23 protein-coding genes are annotated in these 22093 nt (G+C 75.2%); 5 read left to right on the top strand and 18 right to left on the bottom strand.

Features of this window, described 5'->3' with window-relative positions:
• Positions 1-92: 92 nt before the first annotated feature.
• Positions 93-1112, top strand: a complete 1020-nt coding sequence (locus tag QDR37_RS08725; protein ID WP_347882095.1) for an alcohol dehydrogenase catalytic domain-containing protein — start codon at positions 93-95, stop codon at positions 1110-1112.
• A gap of 92 nt (positions 1113-1204) precedes the next feature.
• Here the strand turns inward: QDR37_RS08725 and QDR37_RS08720 are convergent, their stop codons facing one another.
• The 3 genes from QDR37_RS08720 to QDR37_RS08710 all read right to left on the bottom strand — a co-directional run bounded on the left by QDR37_RS08720 (position 1205) and on the right by QDR37_RS08710 (position 3629).
• Positions 1205-2167 carry an aldo/keto reductase gene (locus QDR37_RS08720; RefSeq protein ID WP_279713236.1) on the bottom strand — a complete coding sequence of 321 codons (963 nt, stop codon included), beginning with the start codon at positions 2165-2167 and terminating at the stop codon, positions 1205-1207.
• An 83-nt stretch (positions 2168-2250) separates the two neighbouring features.
• A complete protein-coding gene (locus tag QDR37_RS08715; RefSeq protein ID WP_279713235.1) occupies positions 2251-2607 on the bottom strand; it encodes a hypothetical protein in 357 nt (118 codons plus the stop codon).
• A complete protein-coding gene (locus QDR37_RS08710; RefSeq protein WP_279713234.1) occupies positions 2604-3629 on the bottom strand; it encodes an SDR family oxidoreductase in 1026 nt (341 codons plus the stop codon). Before QDR37_RS08710 ends, QDR37_RS08715 begins: the two co-directional genes overlap by 4 nt.
• A 162-nt stretch (positions 3630-3791) precedes the next feature.
• On the opposite strand from QDR37_RS08710, the gene QDR37_RS08705 reads away from it, so the two are divergent.
• Entirely contained in the window at positions 3792-5000 is a 1209-nt protein-coding gene (locus tag QDR37_RS08705) for an MFS transporter (RefSeq protein WP_279713232.1), read from the top strand.
• Positions 5001-5007: 7 nt separating this feature from the next.
• Here QDR37_RS08705 and QDR37_RS08700 read toward each other — a convergent pair whose 3' ends face one another.
• Genes QDR37_RS08700 through QDR37_RS08680 form a run of 5 tightly spaced genes read right to left on the bottom strand, consistent with a single transcriptional unit; the run spans position 5008 to position 9001 of the window.
• Positions 5008-5517: a hypothetical protein gene (locus QDR37_RS08700; RefSeq protein WP_279713231.1), complete on the bottom strand. Its 510-nt coding sequence runs from the start codon at positions 5515-5517 to the stop codon at positions 5008-5010.
• On the bottom strand, positions 5514-6767 hold the full coding sequence (locus QDR37_RS08695; RefSeq protein WP_279713230.1) for a DUF58 domain-containing protein: 1254 nt from the start codon (positions 6765-6767) through the stop codon (positions 5514-5516). Before QDR37_RS08695 ends, QDR37_RS08700 begins: the two co-directional genes overlap by 4 nt.
• Positions 6764-7750 (bottom strand): MoxR family ATPase, encoded by a 987-nt coding sequence (locus tag QDR37_RS08690; RefSeq protein ID WP_279713229.1) that lies wholly within the window; start codon positions 7748-7750, stop codon positions 6764-6766. The genes QDR37_RS08695 and QDR37_RS08690 overlap by 4 nt, the downstream gene beginning before the upstream one ends.
• 7 nt (positions 7751-7757) lie before the next feature.
• Positions 7758-8252, bottom strand: a complete 495-nt coding sequence (locus QDR37_RS08685) for a hypothetical protein (protein WP_279713228.1) — start codon at positions 8250-8252, stop codon at positions 7758-7760.
• The gene (locus tag QDR37_RS08680) at positions 8249-9001 is read right to left on the bottom strand and encodes a DUF4129 domain-containing protein (protein ID WP_279713227.1); all 753 of its coding nucleotides are present in this window, start codon (positions 8999-9001) and stop codon (positions 8249-8251) included. Before QDR37_RS08680 ends, QDR37_RS08685 begins: the two co-directional genes overlap by 4 nt.
• A 185-nt stretch (positions 9002-9186) precedes the next feature.
• Here QDR37_RS08680 and QDR37_RS08675 point away from each other — a divergent pair, with 185 nt between their 5' ends.
• Complete coding sequence (locus QDR37_RS08675; protein ID WP_279713226.1) at positions 9187-9393, top strand: cold-shock protein; 207 nt, start codon at positions 9187-9189, stop codon at positions 9391-9393.
• Between the two features lie 71 nt (positions 9394-9464).
• On the opposite strand, the gene QDR37_RS08670 is transcribed toward QDR37_RS08675, so the two are convergent.
• The 7 genes from QDR37_RS08670 to QDR37_RS08640 all read right to left on the bottom strand — a co-directional run bounded on the left by QDR37_RS08670 (position 9465) and on the right by QDR37_RS08640 (position 16733).
• Entirely contained in the window at positions 9465-10643 is a 1179-nt protein-coding gene (locus QDR37_RS08670) for a cystathionine gamma-synthase (protein WP_279713225.1), read from the bottom strand.
• Positions 10644-10659: 16 nt separating this feature from the next.
• Complete coding sequence (locus tag QDR37_RS08665) at positions 10660-12036, bottom strand: cystathionine beta-synthase (RefSeq protein WP_279713224.1); 1377 nt, start codon at positions 12034-12036, stop codon at positions 10660-10662.
• A 77-nt stretch (positions 12037-12113) separates the two neighbouring features.
• The gene (locus tag QDR37_RS08660) at positions 12114-13142 is read right to left on the bottom strand and encodes a 2-oxoglutarate and iron-dependent oxygenase domain-containing protein (RefSeq protein WP_279713223.1); all 1029 of its coding nucleotides are present in this window, start codon (positions 13140-13142) and stop codon (positions 12114-12116) included.
• Positions 13143-13307: 165 nt separating this feature from the next.
• Entirely contained in the window at positions 13308-13892 is a 585-nt protein-coding gene (locus QDR37_RS08655) for a hypothetical protein (RefSeq protein WP_279713222.1), read from the bottom strand.
• A gap of 11 nt (positions 13893-13903) precedes the next feature.
• Complete coding sequence (locus tag QDR37_RS08650; protein ID WP_279713221.1) at positions 13904-15052, bottom strand: glutathione-dependent formaldehyde dehydrogenase; 1149 nt, start codon at positions 15050-15052, stop codon at positions 13904-13906.
• A 99-nt stretch (positions 15053-15151) separates the two neighbouring features.
• Positions 15152-15937 carry a sulfite exporter TauE/SafE family protein gene (locus QDR37_RS08645; RefSeq protein WP_279713219.1) on the bottom strand — a complete coding sequence of 262 codons (786 nt, stop codon included), beginning with the start codon at positions 15935-15937 and terminating at the stop codon, positions 15152-15154.
• On the bottom strand, positions 15930-16733 hold the full coding sequence (locus QDR37_RS08640; RefSeq protein ID WP_279713218.1) for a hypothetical protein: 804 nt from the start codon (positions 16731-16733) through the stop codon (positions 15930-15932). The genes QDR37_RS08645 and QDR37_RS08640 overlap by 8 nt, the downstream gene beginning before the upstream one ends.
• A 358-nt stretch (positions 16734-17091) precedes the next feature.
• On the opposite strand from QDR37_RS08640, the gene QDR37_RS08635 reads away from it, so the two are divergent.
• Both QDR37_RS08635 and QDR37_RS08630 read left to right on the top strand, forming a co-directional pair.
• Positions 17092-18042 carry an SMP-30/gluconolactonase/LRE family protein gene (locus tag QDR37_RS08635; protein ID WP_279713217.1) on the top strand — a complete coding sequence of 317 codons (951 nt, stop codon included), beginning with the start codon at positions 17092-17094 and terminating at the stop codon, positions 18040-18042.
• A 42-nt stretch (positions 18043-18084) separates the two neighbouring features.
• A complete protein-coding gene (locus QDR37_RS08630) occupies positions 18085-19518 on the top strand; it encodes an MFS transporter (protein WP_279713216.1) in 1434 nt (477 codons plus the stop codon).
• Here QDR37_RS08630 and QDR37_RS08625 read toward each other — a convergent pair.
• The 3 genes from QDR37_RS08625 to QDR37_RS08615 form a co-directional block, all read right to left on the bottom strand.
• Positions 19515-20219 (bottom strand): hypothetical protein, encoded by a 705-nt coding sequence (locus tag QDR37_RS08625; protein WP_279713215.1) that lies wholly within the window; start codon positions 20217-20219, stop codon positions 19515-19517. The two genes, QDR37_RS08630 and QDR37_RS08625, sit on opposite strands and share 4 nt — an antisense overlap.
• Before the next feature lie 64 nt (positions 20220-20283).
• Positions 20284-21177 carry a LamG-like jellyroll fold domain-containing protein gene (locus tag QDR37_RS08620; RefSeq protein ID WP_279713214.1) on the bottom strand — a complete coding sequence of 298 codons (894 nt, stop codon included), beginning with the start codon at positions 21175-21177 and terminating at the stop codon, positions 20284-20286.
• Positions 21174-22043, bottom strand: a complete 870-nt coding sequence (locus tag QDR37_RS08615; protein WP_279713213.1) for a S26 family signal peptidase — start codon at positions 22041-22043, stop codon at positions 21174-21176. Before QDR37_RS08615 ends, QDR37_RS08620 begins: the two co-directional genes overlap by 4 nt.
• Between the last annotated feature and the right edge of the window lie 50 nt (positions 22044-22093).

The raw sequence follows: 22093 nt of genomic DNA, 5'->3' as shown, positions 1-22093 counted from the left end.
CGACTCATGAAGCGCCTCTGCAGGAACGGAGGATCGCCTTCGGGTATAGGGGGCGAGCGGGTGCGTAGCCTCGGGAGCGGAGCCTTTCGGAGGTGGCGGTGCAGGCGCTCGTGGTGCATGGAGCCGGGGATCTGCGCCTCGAGGAGCGGCCGCTCGAGCCGTCGACGGGGCCGGTCGTCGTGCGGGTCGCGTACGGCGGCATCTGCGGCTCCGACCTCCACTACGTCGCGGAGGGGCGGGTGGGCGCGTTCGCGCTGCGCGAGCCGCTCGTGCTCGGTCACGAGGTCGTCGGGACCGTCGAGGCCGATCCGACGGGCTCCGCGGCGCCGGGGACACCCGTCGCGATCCACCCCGCGACGGCCGACGGCACGTGCGCGGCCTGCCGGTCGGGCGCGCCGAACGTCTGCGTCGCCGGCCGCTACCTCGGCAGCGCGGCGACCCTGCCGCACACGCAGGGCGGGTTCGCCGAGCGGATCGCCGTGCGGGCCGATCAGCTGCGTCCGCTGCCGGACGGGCTGCCGCTCGTCCGCGCGGTGCTCGCGGAGCCCCTCGCGGTCGCCCTGCATGCGATCACGCGGGCCGGCGGGGTCGCCGGACGGCGGGTGCTCGTCACGGGCGCCGGCCCGATCGGCCTGCTCGCGGCCCGCGCCGCGGTCGCGCTCGGCGCCGCGTCCGTGACGGTCACGGACCTGCTCGAACGACCGCTCGCCGCGGCGCGGGCGCTCGGCGCGACCCATGCGGTCCGGCTGCCCGGCGAGGCCGTCGAGCCGGAGTCCGCGGACGTCGTGCTCGAGGCGTCGGGCGCCCCGGCCGCGGTCTCGGCGGCCGTCTTCGCCGCCGCCCGGCACGGCGTCGTCGTGCAGATCGGCATGGTGCCCGGCGAGGCGCGGCCGGTGGCGCTCGCGCCGCTGATCGCGAAGGAGGTCGCGCTGCTCGGCTCGTTCCGCTTCGATCGGGAGCTCGACGACGCGATCGCGCTGCTCGCGCGCGACGGCGGCTTCCACGGCGTCGTCTCGCACGTGCTGCCGCTCGGTGAGGCGGCCGCGGCGTTCGCGCTCGCCGCGGACCCCGCCGCGTCGAGCAAGGTCGTGCTCGAGCTCGCGGGCGGCTGACCGGACGGAGGATCCGTCGCCGCCCTGCCTCGGCATCCGGATCCGGTTCCGTCGGGACGCCGGGTCTTCGTCGTCCGGTCGGTGCCGCTTGTTCAGGACAGCGCGCGGATGAGGCCCTCGGCCTCGAGCTCCTGCCAGAGCGCGTCCGGCACGGCGGCGCGGTCGCGCTGGACCGTCTCGGCGACCTGGTCGACCCCGCGGACGCCGACGACGACCGAGACCACCGCGGGGTGCCGCCGCGGGAACGCGAGGGCCGCTTCCGGCAGGGTCGTGCCGTGCGCCTCGCACACCGCGGCGATGCGGCGAGCGCGCTCGACGCGCTCCGCCGGCGCCGCCGCGTAGTCGTAGGTGGTGTCGTCGGACACGGTCGCCCGGCTCGTGAGGCCCGAGTTGTAGACGCCGACCGCGACCACGCCGACGCTCCGCTCGAGCGCGAGGGGCAGCAGATCGTCGAGGGCGCTCTGGTCGATGAGGGTGAAGCGTCCCGCGAGCATGACGAGGTCGACGTCGGTCTCGCGCACGAACCGGGCGAGCATCGCCGACTGGTTCATGCCGGCACCGACGGCGCGGACGACGCCCTGGTCGCGCAGCTCGATGAGCGCCCCCACGCCGGTGGTCGAGGCCTGCTCCCAGTGCTGGTCCGGGTCGTGCAGGTAGAGCACGTCGAACCGGTCGAGGCCCGTGCGCTCGAGGCTCTGCTCCACGCTGCGGAGCACCCCGTCGCGGCTGAAGTCCCACTCCCGCCGCAGCGTCGCGGGCACCGCGAAGCCCTGGTCGTCGAGCCGGCCGGCGCCGCTCGGGTCCGGCACGAGCAGCCGTCCGACCTTGGTCGAGACGACGACCTCGTCGCGAGGCCGGCGCGCGAGCGCGGCACCGAGCCGACGCTCCGACAGGCCGAGCCCGTAGTGCGGCGCGCTGTCGAAGTAGCGGAAGCCCGCGTCCCAGGCCGCGCCGAGGGTGGCCGCGGCCTCCTCGTCGGTCGCCGCCTCGTAGAGGCCGCCGATCGGTGCGGTGCCGAAGCCGAGCCGTGGGGGACGGAAGCGGTCGGGTCCCATCGGCAGCTCCTCCTCGCGGGCGCCGGCGCCCGGCCCGGCCACGCTACTGGAGGGCGGGTCCGACCGAGCCGGGCGGTCCCCGGTCAGGCGTCCTCACTCCAGGCAGCCGCCAGCTCGGCCGCCGCGAACGTGCTCGCGACCACGCACTGGATCACCGCGGCTCGGCGCCGAGGCGGGTCGAGCAGCGCCAGCAGCACCATCGAGCCGGCGTGCAGCACGTCGACGACGCCGGCCAGCCGGTGCGCGCGGGGTCCGCCGGTGGCGCGGGTGAGCAGCGCCTGCACCACCTGGCGCGCGCCGAGCACGCGGTAGGCGGTCACGGTGACGTCGTCGGCCCGGTGCCCCAGCTCGAGCGGGGCGACCGCGGGCGCGGCGACGAGGTCGACGACGCCGATCGCCGCGCGGACGAGGTCGATGCCGCCCCGCCGCGCGCCGGTCATCGCGCCACCGCCTTCGCGAGCGGCTTCACGACGGCGGGCAGGGCGCGGATGCCGGCCGCGGCGAGCGCCGCGGCGCCCGCGTACACGAGGGGCCGGTGCCGGATCGCCCACGTCTGCGGCGTGATCGACCTCGCGCGCGAGTCGAACCCCCCGTGCGCGCCCCGGTCGCCCGCGTTCGACGGCTCGTAGAGGTTCGGCCGCAGCGTCGTCAGTCCCGGCTCGTCCGTCTGCTGGCCGGAGTAGCCGCTGCGGGCGAGGTACCAGTCAGCGACCCGGGTCGCGAGGCGGTTGCCCACGATCGTGAGCACCGTCGATCCGCCCACCCAGGTGCGGCGCCGCGGGCGCTCGACGACGTCGACCACGACCTTCGCGCAGATCTCGGGCTGGTAGATCGGCGGCACGGGCTGCGCGTGCTTCGGCAGCTTCGACTTCACCCAGTCGAACTGCACCGTGTTCATCGCCGGCATGTCGACCTCCGACAGCGTGACGCCCGACTTGTCGTGCAGCAGCTCGGTGAGCACCGACTCGGTGAAGCCCTTGATCGCGTGCTTCGACGAGCAGTACGCCGACTGCAGCGGGATGCCGCGGTGCGCGAGCGCGGAGCCGACCTGCACGATGGACCCGCGATCCCTGGGCTTCATCCGCGTGAGCGCGGCGCGCGTGCCGTTCACGAAGCCGAAGAAGTTCACGGCCACCGCGCGCTCGAAGTCGTCGGGGTCGGTGTCGAGGAACTCGCTGAACACCCCGGTCATGGCGTCGTTGACCCAGGCGTCGATCGGCCCGAGCTCGCGCTCGACGCGATCGGCGGCGGCCTCGACGGCGGCGCGGTCGGCGACGTCGGTCGGGATCCCGAGCCCGCGGCGGCCCGCCTGCTCGACGTCGCGCACCGCGCCGGCGAGGCCGTCCTCGCCCCGTGCGAGCACGGCGACGTCCCAGCCCCGCGCAGCGAGCTCGCGGACGACGGCCCGGCCGAGACCGGCGCTGCCGCCCGTCACGACGGCGACCCGTGCACCTGCTGTCATGGCACTCCCCTCTCGTGGGCTCCCCATCCAATCCCGTGCGCTTGGGCAACAGTTGCAGAAGGGCGGAGAAAGGCATGGGACGCGGGTGCGCGACCGCACAGCGCCCGTGCCCCACCATTGCAGTGGGGCCGCTCCCGGCGCTCCCCCTTCCCGAGGAACGCCATGACGAAGCACCTGACCGAGCCCTCCCCCGCCCGCACCGGGGTGGCGTGGGGCGCGCTCGCGGTGTTCCTCGTCGCGCTCTGCCTGCGGCCGTCGATCACCGCCGTCGGGCCGCTCGTGCCCGTGATCGGTCACGACGAGCACGTGAGCGAGGGCCTGCTCGGCCTGCTCGGCGCGCTGCCCCTGCTCGCCTTCGCGGCGGTCTCCCCCGTGGTGCACCGCGCCACCGGGCGCATCGGGCCCGAGCGCACCCTGCTCGTCGCGCTCGTGGTGCTCACGGTCGGCACCGCCGTCCGCTCGCTGGGCGGGGTGCCCGGGCTCTGGATCGGCACCGCGCTGCTCGGCGCGGCGATCGCCGTCGGCAACGTGCTCGCGCCGGTGCTCGTGCGGCGCGACTTCCCGCGCCACGTGTCGGTGGCGACCGGCGCGTTCTCGGCGTTCATGGCGATCGCCGCGGCCGTCGCCTCCGCGGTCGCCGTACCGATCGCCACGGCGACCGACTGGCGGGTCTCGCTCGGCATCTGGGCGGTGCTCGCCGCCGTCGTCACCGTGATCTGGCTGCCCCGGGCCCGTGCCCGGGGCGCCGACGACCCCGACGGGCTCGAGCCGGTCGAGCCGCACGCGTCGGTCTGGCGCCGGCGGGAGGCGTGGCTCGTCACCGCCTACATGGGCCTGCAGTCGACGACGTTCTACGTCTTCGTCACCTGGCTGCCCTCGATCGAGCAGTCGCTCGGGGTCGCCCTGCCCACCGCGGGGCTGCACCTCTTCCTCTTCCAGATCGTCGGCATCCTCGGCGGGCTCGTCATCCCCGGCCTCCTGGGGTCCGGCCGTGACCAGCGGCTCGGTGCCGTCGCGCCCGTCGTCGCGGTCGCCGTCGCGGTGCTCGGGCTGCTGCTCGCGCCGCAGCTCGTGCTGCTCTGGGCGCTGTTCGCCGGTCTCGGGCAGGGCGCCTCGCTCGTCGTGGCGCTCACGCTCATGAGCCTGCGTGGGCGGTCGCACACCGACACCGCGCAGCTCTCCGGCATGGCCCAGTCGCTCGGCTACCTCCTGGCCGCGTTCGGGCCCATCGCGGCCGGCGCGATCGCGGAGGCCGCCGGCTGGCCCGCGGCCCTGCTCCTCGTGGCGGGTGTCGTGGTCGCCCACGCGGTCGTCGCCGTGTTCGCGGGCCGTCCGCCGCGCGCCGCCGTCCCGGCCGACGACCGCGCGTAGCCCGGGGTCACCGCGCGACGCGGAGGGCGAGCAGCACCGCGAGACCCGCGAGCACGACCCCGCCCGCGACCGCCGCCACCGGCAGCGCGGCGACGTGCCCGGCCGCGACGAGCACGAGGGCGCCGAGCGCCTGCGCCGGCACCTGCACGAGCACGAGGCCGCGGAGGGAGGGCAGCACGGCCGCGAGCGCGAGCCGTCCGGTCGCCGGGACCGCCGCAGCGAGCGCGGTGAGCACCGCGAGCAGGTGCACGCCGAGCAGCGCGACGAGCAGCGGCCAGCCGATCCGCGGCTGCAGGCCCAGGCCGAGCGCGAGCAGGGCGATGAGCAGCCAGGTCGCGCCGGTGCGCGGCCGGACGGCGGCGACCCCGGTGAGCGCGAGCCCCAGCCAGACGGTGCCGCCGCGCAGCAGCAGGCCGACCAGCACGAGCGCGACCAGGGCGAGCGCGACCCGGAGCGCGACGGCGGGCACGGCGGGTCCGATCGCGAACCGCGGCGCGATCGGCGTCCTGCCGCTCATCGCCGCCCCGGCCGCGCCGCGGCGAGCAGCGCCGCCGCCCGGTCCTCCCCCGCCCACGGCACCACCTCGACGCCGAGCGCGCCGAGCCGGCCGAGTCGCTCGGTCCGCTCGAGCAGCACGATGCGGTGCGCGCTGCGCACGTGCGCGTCGGCGCCGCGCAGGTCGGCCGGCGGCAGCACGTCGATGCCGAGCACGCGGTTGCCGGCCGCGAGCTGCAGCCGCGCGATCCGCAGGGGCTCGTCGTCGAGGAACGTCGAGAGCAGCAGCACGACGGACGCCGAGGGCAGCGGCGGCAGCGCGACGATCCCGGTGTCGCGGGCGCTCGTCGCGGCGACGGCCGCGCGGATGCGCTCGAGCTGCCGCCGGCCGCCGCCCGAGCGCACGGAGCGCGCGCTCGACGCCACGTCGTGGAACGCGACCCGGTCGCCCGCGGCGAGGTATGCGGCGGCGAGCGACACGGCGGCCGACCGCGCGACGTCGAGCGCCGAACGCCCCTTCCGTCCGGCGCGGTTGCGGGACCACTCGGCGATGACGGCGCCGACGTCGACGCGGCTGTCGACGAGGATCACCGCCGCGGCCTCCGCGGTCGCCGCGGTCCGGCGCACGAGCAGGTCGACCGAGGCGAGCCGCGCGGTCGCCCGCCAGTCGATGCGCCGCAGCCGGTCGCCGGGCGTGAACACGGCGAGGTCGCGGAACTCGACGCCCTCGCCCGCGCGGCGCGCGGTGTGGCTGCCGGGGCGGCCGGTGAGCACCGAGGGCAGCGGCAGCGCGGGCAGCGGCTCGGCGTCGACGCCGATCGTGGTGCGGGCGACCGCGGGAGGGAGCACCGCGACCGCGGCGGCCGCCGGCGCGACGAGCGCCGCCTCGGCGCGGAGCACGTCCTGCGGGCCCGAGTGCAGCACCGGCAGCGCGGCGTCGAGGACCGCGTGCGACGGCGGCACGACGAGCACGCGTGGCGGCTCCCCGTAGGCCGCGACCCGGACGACGACGAGCTCGACCCCGGCCGGCGCGACCACCTCCACACGGGCGCGCAACGACCCGCCCGCCCCCTCGACCTCCGTGCGGACGCCGGCGAGCCCGGCCGGCCGGCGGATGCTCCCGGCGGCGAGCAGCACGAGCGGCGCCCCGAGCACCGCGATCTCCGGATGCGCGAGCACGAGGCCCACGGCGAGCAGCAGGACCCCGGTGACCGCGGCCCCGGCCGGCGCGCCCTGCCGTCGCCAGGCCCAGCCGTCCCCGGGTGCCGTCACGCGGGCACCCGGCGTCCGACCGCGGGCGGCCCCGGCACCTCCGCGAGCGCCTGCGCCACGACGGTCGCCGGGTCGGTGCCCGCGGCCCAGGCCTGCGGGGTGAGCGTGAGCCGGTGAGCGAGCACGGGCACCGCGCAGCGCTTCACGTCCTCCGGCGTCACGAACTCGCGCCCGTCGAGCACGGCGAGCGCGCGGGCGACGAGCAGCAGCCCCTGCGAGCCGCGCGGCGAGGCACCCACCTGCACGCGCGTCTGCCGCCGCGTGGCGGTGGCGAGGTCGACGCAGTAGGCGAGCACGTCGTCCTCGACGAACACCGACTCGACGGCGCGCTGCATCGCGGCGAGCGTCGTGGGATCGACGATTGCCTCGACGCTCGTCGCCTCCTGCCGGCGCGCGACGCGGTTGCGCAGCACCTGCGTCTCGCCGTCGCGGTCGGGGTAGCCGACGGAGAGCCGGACGAGGAAGCGGTCGAGCTGCGCCTCCGGCAGCGCGTAGGTGCCCTCGTACTCGATCGGGTTCGCGGTGGCGACGACGTGGAACGGTCTCGGGAGCGGGAAGCTCGTGCCCTCCACCGTGACCTGCCCCTCAGCCATCGCCTCGAGCAGCGCCGACTGCGTCTTCGGCGAGGTGCGGTTGATCTCGTCGGCGAGGAAGAGGCCGGTGAAGACGGGTCCCGGCCGGAACTGGAACTCCTGCCGGTTCGGCAGGTAGACGAACGAGCCGGTGATGTCGGCGGGCAGCAGGTCGGGCGTGCACTGCAGGCGCCGGAAGTCGAGGCCGAGCGCCGCGGCGAGGCTGCGGGCGGCGAGCGTCTTGCCGAGGCCGGGCGCGTCCTCGAACAGCACGTGGCCACCGGCGAGCAGTGCGGCGAGGGCGAGCTCGAGCGGTTCCCGCATGCCGACGACGACGGCGCCGACCCGGTCGAGCACGGTGCGGCCGAGCCGGGCGACCTCGGGCAGCGGCAGGGGGTTCTCGGTCGGCACGGTGCTCCTATCGGATGGGACGGTCGGGATCGGCGAGCACCCGCTCGAGCGCGGCGAGCGCACGGTCGAGCCCCGCGGCGGTGACGGGGCGCGTCCGGTCAGGGCGGAGCACCGCCCAGGCCTCGGCGCCGAGCAGCGCCTCGATCGCCGGCGTGTCCGCGGCGCGTGCGGGATCGAGGCCGGCGTCCTCGAGCCGGCGGGCCGCGAGCCGCTCGACGCGGGTCACGGCCGGCCCCGAGAGCGCGCCCCAGCGCTCGCCGAGCGACCACGCGAGCCGCTCGACCTCGGTGCGGCCACCGGCGGGGCGCTCCTCGGGCGACGCCCAGTCGGCGTCCTCGGCGCCCGCGGTCCGCGCTGCCGCGAGCACCTCGACGAGCGCGCCGGCGGCGGCGCCCAGGGCGACGGCGTGCGGCACGTCGACGCCGATGACGGCGGCGACCGCGAGCACGAGCACGGCGACGAGCACGGCGGCCCCCGCGCGGCCGACCGCGCCGGACCTCATCGGGCCGCCCGAGCGGGCTCGGCGCGCCAGCTGTCCCCGATCGCGGTGAGCGCCTCGCGGGCGGCGGCGGCGTCCGCGGGGGCGACGGGGGCGTCGTCGAACCGCGCCCGCAGGTAGAGCCCGAGCAGGGTGCGCACCGCGGGCTCGTCGGCGCTCGAGCGCGCGAGCACCCGCACCGCGAACTCGGTCGGGGTCTCGGCGGGCGACCGGGCGAGGCCCGACTCCTCCGCGGTCTGCTGCACGCCGAGCCACGCCCGCACGACCGCGTCCCCCGGCTCGCGGTCCTCCGCGAGCACGGCGAGCGCGGCGCGGATGCCGCGGCGGACCGCGGGCGCGTCGACCGTCTCCGCGGCCTCGACGGAAGACCCGCCCTCGAGCGGCGGCGTGCGGGGGCGCCGCCGCAGCCGCGTCAGCCCCTCGAGCAGCGCGCGGAGCAGCACCACGAGCAGCAGGAGCAGCGGGATCGCGAGCAGCAGCCCGAGCAGCGTCAGGAACACCGTCGAGATCACGGGGCTGACCGGGTCGAACGGGATCGGCCGACGTGTCGCACCCGGCAGCCGCGGCACGGCCGGCAGCGCATGGGGCGGACCGTCCGCGCCCCGCATCGTCGGAGGCCCGGCGAGCAGCGCCGCGAGCACGACGACGGCGACGCCCACGAGCACGGCGAGCGGCACCAGCACCCGGCCGGACAGCAGCGCGCGGACTCGCGATCCCCCGCCCGCGCGGGCTGCGGCGAGCGTCTCGGGCACGCGGTGACGCTACCCGGTGGGCCACCGGATCCGGCGGTCGCCGGGAGCGGACGAGATCTGTACCCTGGTCGCGCAAGTCGTGTTGAGCATTCGGTTGGCACGGTCCGGGACCCCGGATCGTGAGGCGGGCGGTTCAGCAGTACTCGAAGCCGCATCCCGCGGCGCCCGACCAGAAGGAGTCCCCGATGCCGAACGGCACCGTCAAGTGGTTCAACGCCGAGAAGGGGTTCGGTTTCATCGCCCCCGACGAGGGCGGCCCCGACGTGTTCGCTCACCACAGCGCGATCCAGACCCGCGGCTACCGCACCCTCGAGGAGAACCAGCGCGTCTCCTACGAGGTGACGCAGGGCCAGAAGGGCCCGCAGGCGGCGAACATCCAGCCCCTGCAGTAGAGCCTCAGCACGAACCGCGAAGCGGCGCGACCCCTTGGGGGCGCGCCGCTTCGTCGTTCCGCGAGGTGGTGTCAGCCGATCGCGACCGGTCTGCCTGCGCCGACTCGCGCCAGCGCGTCCGCGAGGTCCTGCTGCAGATCGGCGACGTCCTCGATGCCGACGGAGAGCCGCACGAGGTCCTCGGGCACCGCGAGCGGCGTACCGCGCACGGACGCGTGCGTCATCGCGCTCGGGTAGCCGATCAGCGACTCGACGCCGCCCAGCGACTCCGCGAGGGCGAAGACGCGGGTGCTCTCGGCGAGGGCGCGGGCCGCGGCCTCGCCGCCGGCGAGCCGTACCGAGAGCATGCCGCCGAACGCGCTCATCTGCCGCGCCGCGACGTCGTGCCCCGGCGAACCGGGCAGGCCCGGGTAGTGCACCTGCGTCACCGCGGGGTGCTCGGCGAGCGTCCGGGCGATCGCGGCGGCGTTCTCGGAGTGCTGCCGCATCCGCAGCGGTAGCGTCTTGATGCCGCGGGTGAGCAGCCACGCCTCGAAGGGCGCGAGCACGGCGCCCGCGGCGAACTGCAGGAAGCGCACCCGCTCGGCGAGCTCCGGCTCGCGGAGCACGACGACGCCGGCGAGCAGGTCGGAGTGGCCGCCGAGGTACTTCGTCGCGGAGTGCACGACGACGTCGGCGCCCTGCGCGAGCGGCTGCTGCAGCGCGGGCGACGCGAACGTGTTGTCGACGACGACGAGCGCGCCGTGGTCGTGGGCCACCGCAGCCACCGCCGCGATGTCGACGATGCGCATCAGCGGGTTCGTGGGGGTCTCGACCCAGAGCAGCCGCACCGGCCGGGCGAACGCCCGCTCGACCTCGTCCGGGTCGCTCAGGTCGACCGCGTCGAGCTCGACGCCGGCGGGCTCGTGGATGCGCTTCAGCAGCCGGTAGGTGCCGCCGTACGCGTCGTTGCCGAGCACGACCCGGTCGCCCGGCTTCAGCACGGCCCGGAGCAGGCCGTCCTCCGCGGCGAGCCCCGACGCGAACGCGACCGCGTCGACGCCGCCCTCGAGCGCGGCGACCTGCTCCTCGAGCGCGATCCGGGTCGGGTTGCCGCTGCGGCCGTACTCGAACCCGTTCCGGAGTCCGCCGATCCCGTCCTGCACGAACGTGGAGGTCTGGAAGATCGGCGGCGTGATGGCGCCGGTGGTGGCATCGGGCGCCTGCCCGGCGTGCACGGCGCGGGTGGCGAAGCGGTGCTGGTCCTCCATCGGGGGTTCCTTCCGTTCAGGCGACGGCGACGTCGAGCAGGTCGGACCGCGTGAGCAGCCCGACGGCCCGGCCACCGAGGGTGACGAGCAGGGCGTCCGCGTCGCGGAGCGCCGCGCGGGCGTCGGCGACGGGCTCGGCGGCGCCGACGAGCGGCGGTCGCGGCCCCGCGAGCGGGCCGACCTCGTCGTCGGCCCCGCCGCCGTCCGAGAACAGGTGGTCGAGGAGGCGGCGCTCGTCGAGGGTGCCGAGCACCTCGCCGATCGCGACGGGCGGCTCGGCGGTGAGCACCAGCAGCTGCGACACCTCGTGCCGGCGCATCGCCTCGATCGCCTCACGGACGGTGGCGGTCGGCGGGACGCCGAGGAGCTCCGGCAGCGGTGCGCGGGCCGCGCGGCGCTTCGCGCGGAGCACCTGGTCGACGTTCGCCTCCTCGGTGAGCTCCTCGAAGCCGTGCACGCGCATCCACGCCGGGTCGAAGATCTTGCCGAGGTAGCCGCGGCCGGAATCCGGCAGCAGCACGACCACGACGTCGTCCGGGCCCAGCCGCTCCGCGAGGCGGACCGCACCGACGACGGCCATCCCGCTCGAGCCGCCGACGAGCAGGCCCTCCTCGCGGGCGAGGCGGAGCGTCATGCGGAACGCGTCGGCGTCGGACACCGGCAGCACCTCGTGCGCCACCTGCCGGTCGTAGGCCTCGGGCCAGAAGTCCTCGCCCACGCCCTCGACGAGGTAGGGGCGCCCCGTGCCGCCGGAGTAGACGGAACCCTCCGGGTCGACCCCCACGATGCGCACCCGCCCGTCGGACACCTCGCGCAGGTACCGGCCCGTGCCGGAGATGGTGCCGCCGGTGCCGACACCGGTGACGAAATGGGTGATGCGGCCGTCGGTGTCGCGCCAGATCTCGGGACCGGTGGTCTCGTAGTGGCTGCGGGGGCCGTTCGGGTTCGAGTACTGGTCGGGCTTGAAGGCGCCGGGGATCTCCTGGACGAGCCGGTCCGAGACGCTGTAGTACGAGTCCGGGGAGTCGGGCGGCACCGCCGTCGGCGTGACGACGACCTCGGCGCCGTAGGCGCGCAGCACCTGCCGCTTCTCCTCGCCGACCTTGTCGGGCACGACGAACACGCAGCGGTAGCCGCGCTGCTGCGCCACGAGCGCGAGGCCGACACCGGTGTTGCCGCTCGTGGGCTCGACGATCGTGCCGCCCGGCCGCAGCCGCCCGTCCCGCTCGGCGGCCTCGATCATGCGGAGCGCGACACGGTCCTTCGCGGAGCCGCCGGGGTTGAAGTACTCGATCTTCGCCAGCACGGTGGGGCGCAGCCCGGCGGCGACGGCGTTCAGCTTGACGAGCGGCGTGTTGCCGATCAGGTCCAGGACGGACTCGGCGTACTGCATGACTTCCTCGATCGGGACGGCGGCGGACGGTGGGCTCAGGTCCCGCGACAGCGTCCGCGCAGCAGCACGAGCCGAGCCTAACCCGCACTCCCCTGCTTCCGCGCCACCAGGTCGGGATGGTGGATCGCGGCGACGTCGGGGTGCGCGCGGAGCCGGTAGCGCAGCGCGTTGTCGCCGTAGACGTCGAGGATCGGGCTGTGCGTCGGGTCGGCGGACAGCCCCCGCGCCTCGGCGGCCAGCTCGGGCGCGAGCGGGATGCGGGGCATCCGGGTGTCGAGCGCCGGGTTGAAGAAGAACGGCACCGAGATCCGGTCGGTACCGGCGGCCGGAGCGACGACCCGGTGCAGGGTGGCGCGGAGGTAGCCGCCCGTGGCGAGCTCGAGCATCTCGCCGATGTTCACGACGAACGCACCGGGCCGGGGGACGACGTCGATCCACTCCCCCGCATGCTCGACCTGGAGCCCCGCCTTGCCCGGTTCGACGAGCAGGAGGGTGAGCACGCCGCCGTCGCGGTGCGCGCCGACGCCCTGCGTGCGGTCGTCAGCCGTCGCCCCGGGGTACCGCACGATCTTCAGCAGGGTGAACGGCCGGGTCGCGAACGCCTCGTCGAAGGCGTCGGCGGGCGCACCGAGCGCCTCGGACCAGGCCCGGAGGAGCCGCAGGGCGACGCGGCCGAGCTCCGCCTGCCAGCGCTCGACGACCGGCCGGAGCTCGGGCAGCGCATCCGGCCAGAGGTTCGGCCCCTCGAGCCGCAGGTAGTCCGGGACGTCCTCGCCCGGGTCGACGGTCGGCCGCTCCGGCGCGATGTCGATCTGCTCCCGCCAGTCGACGTCGCCGTGAGTGCGCTCGCCGCCCACGCGCGTGTAGCCGCGGAACTGCGGGCTGCGCCTGTTCTCGATCGCGAGCTTGTCCTGCTCGGGCAGCGCGAAGAAGCGGCGCGAGAGGCCGAGGATCTCGTCGATCAGTCCGTCCGGCACACCGTGGCCGACGAGCTCGAAGAAGCCGACCTCGTGCGCGGCGCGCCGCAGGTCCGTTCGGAACGCGGCGGCCTCGGCGTCGCCGCGGTCGAGTCGGGAGAGGTCGAGGACGGGCAGCGCATCGGGCACGGGCCAAGCCTGCCCTGGCTCTCCCCGACATCGGGCAGTGTTACGCGCGCGGCACGTCCCGAGCCCCGGCGCGCGACCAGGACACCTGTCCGCCGCCGGGACATCGGTATGGGTTCGAACGCCTGCAGATGTCCCGACGGCATACGGGAGCCCGAGCCGATCGCCTCAGCGGCGCCCCAGCACCGCCTTCGTGAGCCGGTAGCCGACCCAGCCGGAGACGACCCACGGCGCGAGGACCACGACGGGGTCGAGCCACTGGTGCTTCACGTCGGAGCGCCGCTGCCCGAACCGCGAGCGCAGGCCCTCGCCGTGCACCTCGGCAGCGACCACGGCGCCGACCTTCACCGGCAGATCGGGATGCAGCGTCGCGAACGAGCGCACGTGCGCCCCGAACGCCTCGACGCGGTCGCCCACGATGAGCAGCAGCCAGTGCGCGAGCCGCCCCTCGCTGTACCGCGCGTACGCGTACCGCTTGATCGCTCCGGAGACCCCGTGCAGCGGCGCGACCGTGCCGAACACCGGCGGCAGCATGCCGTGCTCGATGGAGCGCTCGCGCGGATACGTCTCCTCCTGACGCTCGGGCAGCTCCCAGTGGGCACCGGTCTCGATGCCGGGCTGCTCCCGCGGGTAGCCCGGCCGGTCCTGCGGGTCGAGGTCGACGCCCCAGCCCGGGATCCGCGCCCGGAGCTGCTCGTTCGTCTCACGCTGCGCCGGCTTGTCCGCCACATAGGGGCGGTGCACCTCGGTCATCTCGGCCTCCTTCAGGCGGCTGCCGGCTCGACGAGCACCTTGATGCAGTTGTCGAGCTTGGCGGAGAACAGGTGGTACGCCTCGGGGATCTCCGACAGCGGCACGCGGTGCGTCACGATCTCGTGCGGCACGAGGTAGCCGTTGCGCACGTGCTCGAAGAGCCGCGGCCACTCCCGCTTCACCGGGGTCTGGTTCATGCGGAGCGTGAGCCCCTTGTTCATCGCGTCGCCGAACTTCACCGCGCTGAAGACCGGGCCGTAGGCACCGGCCACGCCGACCGTGCCGCCCTTGCGCACCGAGTCGATCGCCCAGTTCAGCGCGGTCGGGGACCCGCCCTGCATCTTCAGCTTCGAGCTCGTGAGCGTCTGCACGAGGTCGCCGTCCGCCTCGGCGCCGACCGCGTCGATCGCGACGTCGGCGCCGAGGTAGTCCGTCGTCTGCTTCATGAACACGACGACGTCGTCCACCTGCGTGAAGTTGAGCGTCTCGGCGTAGGCGAACTCACGCGCCTTCTCGAGCCGGTAGTCGAGGTGGTCGACCACGATCACGCGGCCGGCCCCCATGAGCCACGCGGAGCGCGCCGCGACGAGGCCGACCGGTCCGGCGCCGAACACCACGACGGTGTCGCCCTCGCGGATGCCGCCCAGCTCGGCCCCGAAGTAGCCCGTGGCCACGGCGTCGGTGAGCAGCACCGCGTCCTCATCGGCCATCCAGTCGGGGATGATCGTCGGCCCGACGTCGGCGAACGGCACGCGCACGTACTCCGCCTGGCCGCCGTCGTAGCCGCCCGTGGTGTGCGAGTAGCCGTAGATGCCGCCGACCGCCGTCGCGTTCGGGTTCACGTTGTGGCAGTTCGAGTAGAGGCCCCGCGCGCAGAAGTAGCAGGACCCGCAGTACACGTTGAACGGCACCATCACCCGGTCGCCGACCTTCAGGTGCTGCACCGACGACCCCACCTCGTGCACGACGCCGATGAACTCGTGCCCGAACGTCGTCCCGATCCGCGTGTCGGGCATCATCCCGTGGTACAGGTGCAGGTCGGACCCGCAGATCGCGGCGAGCGCGACTCGGATGATCGCGTCGTTCGGATGCTCGATCCGCGGCACGTCCTTCTCCTCGACGCGGATCTTGAACGGCCCCCGGTAGACCATCGCCTGCATGGCGGCCCCTTCCTCCGACCGGACGTCCCGGCTCGTGCCTCGAGCGTCCTCGGGTCCCCTGGACGTCGTCCGGGCTCCCAGCGGATCCGGGCCGAACGGTCAGCGCCGGCGCGACGCCCGGACGGCGCGGACCGCCAGCTGCGCACTGACGGCGAGCAGCAGGATCGCGAAGAGCACCCGGGAGAGGCTCGCGGGCAGCAGGAACGCGAGCGCGGAGCCGCCGATGGACGCGACGGCCGCGGGCGCACCCACGAGCGCTGCGGCGCGCAGGTCGACGAGACCCGCCCGGCGGTTGCGGAGCGTGCCGGTGAACCCGGCGGGCACGATGACGAGCAGCGAGGTGCCCTTCGCGACGAGCTCGGGCAGGCCGAACAGCAGGCCGAGCGCCGGCACGATGAGCACGCCACCGCCCACCCCGAACAGGCCGGAGGCGATGCCGACGGCCAGGCCGACCGCGACGAGCACGACGAGCAGCAGCGGGGTGAGCGGCGCGGGACGTCCGACGGGCACGGCGAGCAGCAGCCGGACGGCGACCGCCACGAGCAGCGCGAGGAACGCCCAGCGCAGCACCGGGACCGGCAGCCTGCGCAGCAGCGCGCTGCCGATCACCGCGCCGACGACCGAGCCGACGATCAGCGCGGCGGCCGCCGGCACGTCGACGGCGCCGCGCGCGAGATAGCTGAGGCAGCCCGCTGCGGACGAGAGCACGAGCGCTGCGAGCGACGTCGCGACCGCCCGCCGCTGGCCGAGGCGGGCCCAGAGCGTGAGCAGCGGCACCATGAGCACGCCGCCACCGACGCCGAAGAGCCCCGACAGCAGCCCGCCGACGAGGCCCGTGAGCACGAGCGGCAGCGGCCGGCCGGCCGCGGGCGCCCCGTCAGGCACAGGGCAGGGTGCCCGAGCGGTCGAGGTGGATCTGCCGCACCGCGGTGGTGGTGCGGCCGACCGCGTCCTTCATCGTGAGCCGGGCGGTGTAGGTGCCCGGCCGGAAGCGGCCGTTCACGAGGGCGTTCCAGTGCACGGAGAACAGCATGCGCCGCACGAGCCGCGGCAGCGGGACCGTGGCGACCGTCGTGCGGCCGGAGGACACCGTCATCGTGCCCGTCGTGGCGAGGGGGCGCTGCGCGGAGTCGCGCATGGTCAGCGGGTGCACGGCCCCCACGTACGCCGGGAAGTCCCACGAGTTCGGGGTCCAGCCGGGGTGGGCGACGGGCGTGCCGTTCAGCACGCTGACGGCCCAGGGCACGTTCCCGCCGCCGCTCGCCAGCACCGTGCAGCCGAACCCCTGCACCGCGAAGCTCGGCGGCAGCACGACGAAGCCCCGCTGCGTGGTCGAGGCGCTGCCGCCGCCACCGCGCGCGACGACGGTGAGCACGGCCGAGCCGCCGGACAGCGTCGAGGTCGGCACCGGCACGATCAGCGAGCCGGTCGTGCTCGAGACGGGGACCGTGGCCTGCGTGCCCCACGTCCGCAGGGTGACGGCGGCGGAGAACGGCACCGGGTCGCCGGCCGCGTCGAGCGCGATCACCTCGACCTGCACGGGGTCCGTCAGATAGGGATCGGCGAGCACCGCGACCACGGAGCGCACGGCGGGCGTCGCCGCGGAGGCCGGCGCGGCCACCGCGGGGCCGGCCGCCAGGACGGAGGCGGTGAGCACTGCCGCGAGAGCGAGTCGGCGCACGGCCTGCCCCTTCCGGACAGGCGTCCCGCTCCTCCCCGGGACGACGCTACGGGCGCGGCGCGGCGGGCCGCTCCCCCACCTTCGGGACGCTCAGCCGAGCGGCGCGACCACGGAGGCGACCACCCACGCGAGCGCGGCGCCCGAGACCGCCAGCACACCGAGCGCGAGGGCCGCGGGGAGGCGATCGGTCTGCTTCACAGGGGTCACTGTGCACCGCGAACCCATAACCCGGCTATGAAGGGCGGGGGAATCGGCTGCGGATCCGAGCGAGCGGATCGCCGGCAGGATCCCGCCTCGGCCGGCGGGGACCCCCTCGCCGTCCTGACCGTCCCGTCCCGCATCCTGCGAGGATCGCCGCATGCAGGAGAGCAGCGGCGCCACCGCCTGGGAGCGCGATCGCACCATCGTCCGGTTCCCCGACCCCGCCATCGAGGTCGTCGACGAGCGCTTCCGGTCGCTCATCGTCTGGCAGGAGGTCGTCGAGCGGCTCTGGACCGGCGGCAGGTGGCTCGAGGGCCCGGTCTGGTTCGGTGACGGTCGTTACCTGCTGTTCTCCGACATCCCGAACGACCGGATGCTCCGCTGGAGCGAGGAGACCGGGCAGGTCACCGTGTTCCGGCAGCCGTCGGAGCACAGCAACGGCAACACCCGTGACCGGCAGGGCCGGCTCGTCACCTGCGAGCACCGCACCCGCCGCGTCACCCGCACCGAGCACGACGGCACGATCACGGTGCTCGCCGACCGCTTCGAGGGCAGGCGGCTGAACGCGCCGAACGACGTGGTGGTCGCCGCGGACGGCGGGATCTGGTTCACCGATCCGGGCTACGGCAGCGACGGCGACTACGAGGGCGACAAGGGGGAGCACGAGCTGCCGCGGTACGTGTACCGGATCGACCCGGACACGCTCGCGCTCGAGCCGGTGGTGCGCGACATGGACCGCCCGAACGGCCTCGCCTTCTCCCCCGACGAGCGCCTGCTCTACGTCGTCGACAAGGACATCCGGGTCTACGACATGGTCGACGGACGACCCGAGAACGGCCGCCGCCACATCGACATGGGCGCCGGCACCTCGGACGGCATGCGCATCGACCGCGCCGGCAACCTCTGGACCGCCGCGTTCGGCGGCGGCGCGGACTACGACGGCGTGCACTGCTTCGACCCCGACGGCGTGCTGCTCGGCCGGATCCACCTGCCGGAGAACACCGCGAACCTCACGTTCGGCGGCCGCAAGAAGAACCGCCTGTTCATCACGGGCGGCCGGTCGCTCTACTCGGTGTTCGTCGACGCGCACGGCGCCCAGACGCCCTGACGCCCTGACGCCCTGACGGTCGCGGGTGGGAGGATGGGACGGTTGCCTGACACCCTCCGCGCCCGGCCCCGATGGGCGCTGCCGCTGCTCGTCGCGGCGGCGTTCTTCATGGAGAACCTCGACGGCACGATCCTGTCGACGGCGGCGCCCGCGATGGGTCGCGACCTGGGGGTGCCGGCCGTCCAGGTGGGCGCGGCGATCACCGCCTACCTGCTCACCGTCGCGGTCCTCATCCCGCTCTCCGGCTGGCTGCCCACCCGGTTCGGCGCCCGGAGCGTGTTCGTCGCCGCCGTGGTCGTCTTCACCGTCGCCTCCGCCGGATGCGCGGCTGCGCCCTCGCTCCCGGTGCTCCTCGTGCTTCGGGTGCTGCAGGGCGCCGGCGGAGCCCTGATGGTGCCGGTCGGACGCCTCGCCGTGCTCGCGGTCACCGAGCGCCGGCACGTCGTCTCCGCGATCGCGTGGCTCACCTGGCCGGCGCTCGCCGCTCCCGTGGTGGCGCCGCTGCTCGGCGGCCTGCTCGTCACGGTCGCGTCGTGGCGGTGGATCTTCCTGATCAACCTGCCGTTCGGCGTCGTCGTCGTGATCGCCGCGCTCGCGCTCGTGCCGGCGGAGCGCGGCGAGGACCGCGGCCGCCTCGACGTGCGGGGCCTGCTGCTGACCGCAGGCGCGATCGCGGCCGTCACCGTGCTCGGCTCCCTGCTCGCCGGTACGGATGTGGACGTACCCGCCGCCCTCGTCGCGGCGGGCGCGGGCGTCGTGCTCGCCGTCGCCGCGACCGTCTCCCTGCTGCGGTCCTCCGCGCCCCTCTTCGACCTGCGCATCCTGCGGGTCGAGACGTTCCGGGTGACGCACGCCGGCGGCAGCCTGTTCCGCCTCGCCGTGAACGGCGTGCCGTTCCTCGTGCCGCTGCTGCTGCAGCTCGGCTTCGGCTGGAGCGCGGTGCAGGCCGGCGCGACCGTGCTCTGGCTGTTCGTCGGCAACCTCGCCATCAAGCCGGTCACGACGCCCGTGCTGGCGCGGTTCGGCTTCAAACCGGTGGTGCTCTGGTCGTCGGCCGGGGTCGCCGCGTCGATCGCGCTGCTCGCCGTCGTCGGCCCGGACGTGCCGGTGGTGCTGCTCGTGCTGCTGCTCGTCGCGGGTGGCGCGGCCAGGTCGATCGGCTTCACCGCCTACAACACGATCGCGTTCGCCGACGTCGAGCGCGCGGAGCTCGTGCACGCGAACACGCTGTCCTCGACCGTGCAGCAGCTCGCGGCGGGGCTCGGCGTCTCGGTGGCGGCCGTCGCGCTGCGGCTCGGGCAGGCCGTGCCGGGCGCCGGGGATCTGCTCCCCTACCGGATCGCGTTCCTCGTGCTCGCGCTCCTCACGCTCGGCGCGGTCGTCGAGGGCGCCCTGATGTCACCCTCGGCGGGCGACCGGATCCGGCCCGCCGCCGGTCGACGCGCCGCTGCCCGATCCGCCGGAACGCGGACCTAGCCCTCCGGCGGCGCGGGGCGCGTCGGGCGGCGCAGGCGGGCCGCCTGGATGGGCTCGGTCTGGTCCGACTCGGACAGCGGGGCGAACAGCCGGTCCATCGCCGCCTGGCGGTCGACGTCGGACTCCTCCTGGACCGGACGCCGCTCGTCACGGCGACGGCGCTCCTCGACCGGCGGCTGGGAGGGCGTCTCGACCGGGCGCTCGGCGCGGCCGAACAGGTTCGACGCGCGCGGCGCGCGGTGCGGCTCACCGGGCTCGGGCTGCCCCGCCTCGGGTCGCGGCGACGGCGCGGCGGTCATCCGCCTCGTCGGCGGCTCCGCGCCGCGGACGGGCTCGGCCGCACGGGCGGGTGCGGGCTCGGCGGGGCGCTCACGCACCGGCTCGGGACGGGCGGGGTCGGCCGAGCGGGTCGGCGCCGGACGCAGCGACGCCACCGGCTCCGGTGCGCGACGCGGCGCGGAGCCCTCGTGCGGGGTCCGCGGCGCGCGCGGCTCGCGCGGCGCGCGCGGCCGCTGCCGGACGGGCCACCAGTAGTGGCGCTCCTCGGCGCCGTGCGACTCCGCCCACACCTGCAGCGCCACGGTGGCGACGAGCATCAGGCGCACGAGCACGATCACCACGACGAGCAGGACCACGAGCAGGATCAGCAGGAACACGAGCCACATGGCGGTCAGCAGGCTCTCGAGCACGATCGGCGGCATGGAGCATCCTTTGAGTCGGAAGGCTCCAGCATCCCACCGGACCCCGCGACATGCCCAGCCGGGGTCAGCTGCCCGCGATCCAGTGGCTCTGCACCTGGGTCGAGGTGAGCACGGTGCTGTTGTAGAACGCTGCGAATCGGACGCTGCCGGTGAAGTAGTTCTTCGTCCCTCCGGTCCAGCCGGAGTCGTCGTCGTAACCGACGCGCCAGTACTGCGAGGACCTGGCCACCAGCGTGGTCGAGACCGGCATCGTGCCGCTCAACGTCATCGTGGCCGCGGCGCCGTCGATGTAGACGGTCGTCGTGCTGCTCGACACGGTGACGACGACGTGGTGCCAGACGCCGTCGTTGAGCTTCGTCTGGGACGTCAGCGTCGCGCTGCTCGAGCTGGTCCTCGCGCCGAAGACGAGGTAGCCGGTGGCGTTCAGGTAGAGCACGCGGTCGAGGGCCGTGGATGTCGAGAGCTTGTTGCTCGCGGACTGGTAGCTGTCACCGATCCCGAGCAGCTGACCACCGTTCGTCGTGCTGGCCGCCGCCTTGAACCAGATCTCCTCACTGAACGGCAGCGCGCTCACGCTCGACAGCGCCGAGTACACGTAGTTGCCCGCGGTGCCGGTCGTCGACACCTGCAGGGCGCCGCCCGTGTCGCGGGCGCACGGCGCGCCCGTCGCGCTCGAGGTGATGGTGGCGCCGTACGTCCCGGCGAGGCTGTGGCCCGACCCGTCGGCGGCGCTCGTTCCCGTGGACTCGTTCAGCGCCCACACGAAGGAGCCGGACGCGGAGCCGTCCGCCGTCGTGGCCCCGGCGCACGTGAAGTACGGCGCGGTGCCGGCGGTGTTCGTGCTGTTCGTCACCTTCGCGACGAACCCGCCCGTCGTGCCCGGTGTGGTGAGCGCGAGGGCGGCGGCGACGACGGCGCCCGCGGCGAGCGCGTAGAGCGGCGCGCGCCCCCGTCTCACGCCGCCTCCCGGTCCGCCTTCGGCGGCCGGATCAGCACCGCGCAGGCGAGCAGCAGCGGCGCCGCGCAGGCGAGCGCGACCCCGGCCCAGCCGACGACCGGGAGGTGCAGGGCGGACTGCAGCGCGAAGTGCCCGGCCGACGCGGTGTCGACCGGGATGTGGAGGCGTCCGACCTGCCCCGGCGTGAGGTCGACGGATCGTCCTCCCCCGCTGACCCGGATGGGCAGCAGGCCGGTGGCGACCACCGTCGCCGTGGCGATCCGATCGGTGACGCCCGTCGAGAGCAGCACCATCCCGGTGAAGGGGTGCAGCCACGCCGCGGCGAGCCCGACGGCGAGGCTGCCGCCGAGCAGCCGGGTCGCGCGCCGGGCGGCCGCTGAGCGGAGCAGGCCGCCGATGAACCAGGCCAGAAGCGCACCCGGGACGATGATCGGCAGCGCGCGGAGGCCCCAACCGATGCCGGGGAGGATCACCGTGACGCGGCCCACGATGTCGCTCGTCCGCAGCTGCCAGCCGTCCGGAGCGCCGTTGATGTCGCCACGGGTCGTGATCGCGCCCGCCGGCGCGATCGCGACGATGCGGTGCGTGTAGAGCTCCTTCGGCGCCGTCGGCGGGTGGAAGGAGACGATGTCGCCCACCGCGACCGCGGCCCGCACCGGCACGTCGAAGACGAGCGAGCCGACCGGCGCCGTGGTGCCCATCGAGGGGGTCTCGACGACGTACCACTGGCCGCCGAGCAGCCGGAAGGTGCCGCCGGCCGCGACCAGCGCGAGCACCACGACCGCGAGGACCCGGAGCGCGACCACGCTGCGCGGAACGGCGCGGGCGTGCCGCACCGCCGCGAGAGCGAGCGTGGTCGCGGTCACCGGTGTCCTCTCAGCCGGAGCGGGAGCGGGAGGAGGGGCGCGGGCCCCTC

It is taken from the genome of Amnibacterium sp. CER49 (assembly GCF_029846255.1).
Lineage (GTDB): Bacteria > Actinomycetota > Actinomycetes > Actinomycetales > Microbacteriaceae > Amnibacterium.
This window is presented reverse-complemented; position numbering and strand designations above follow the sequence as displayed.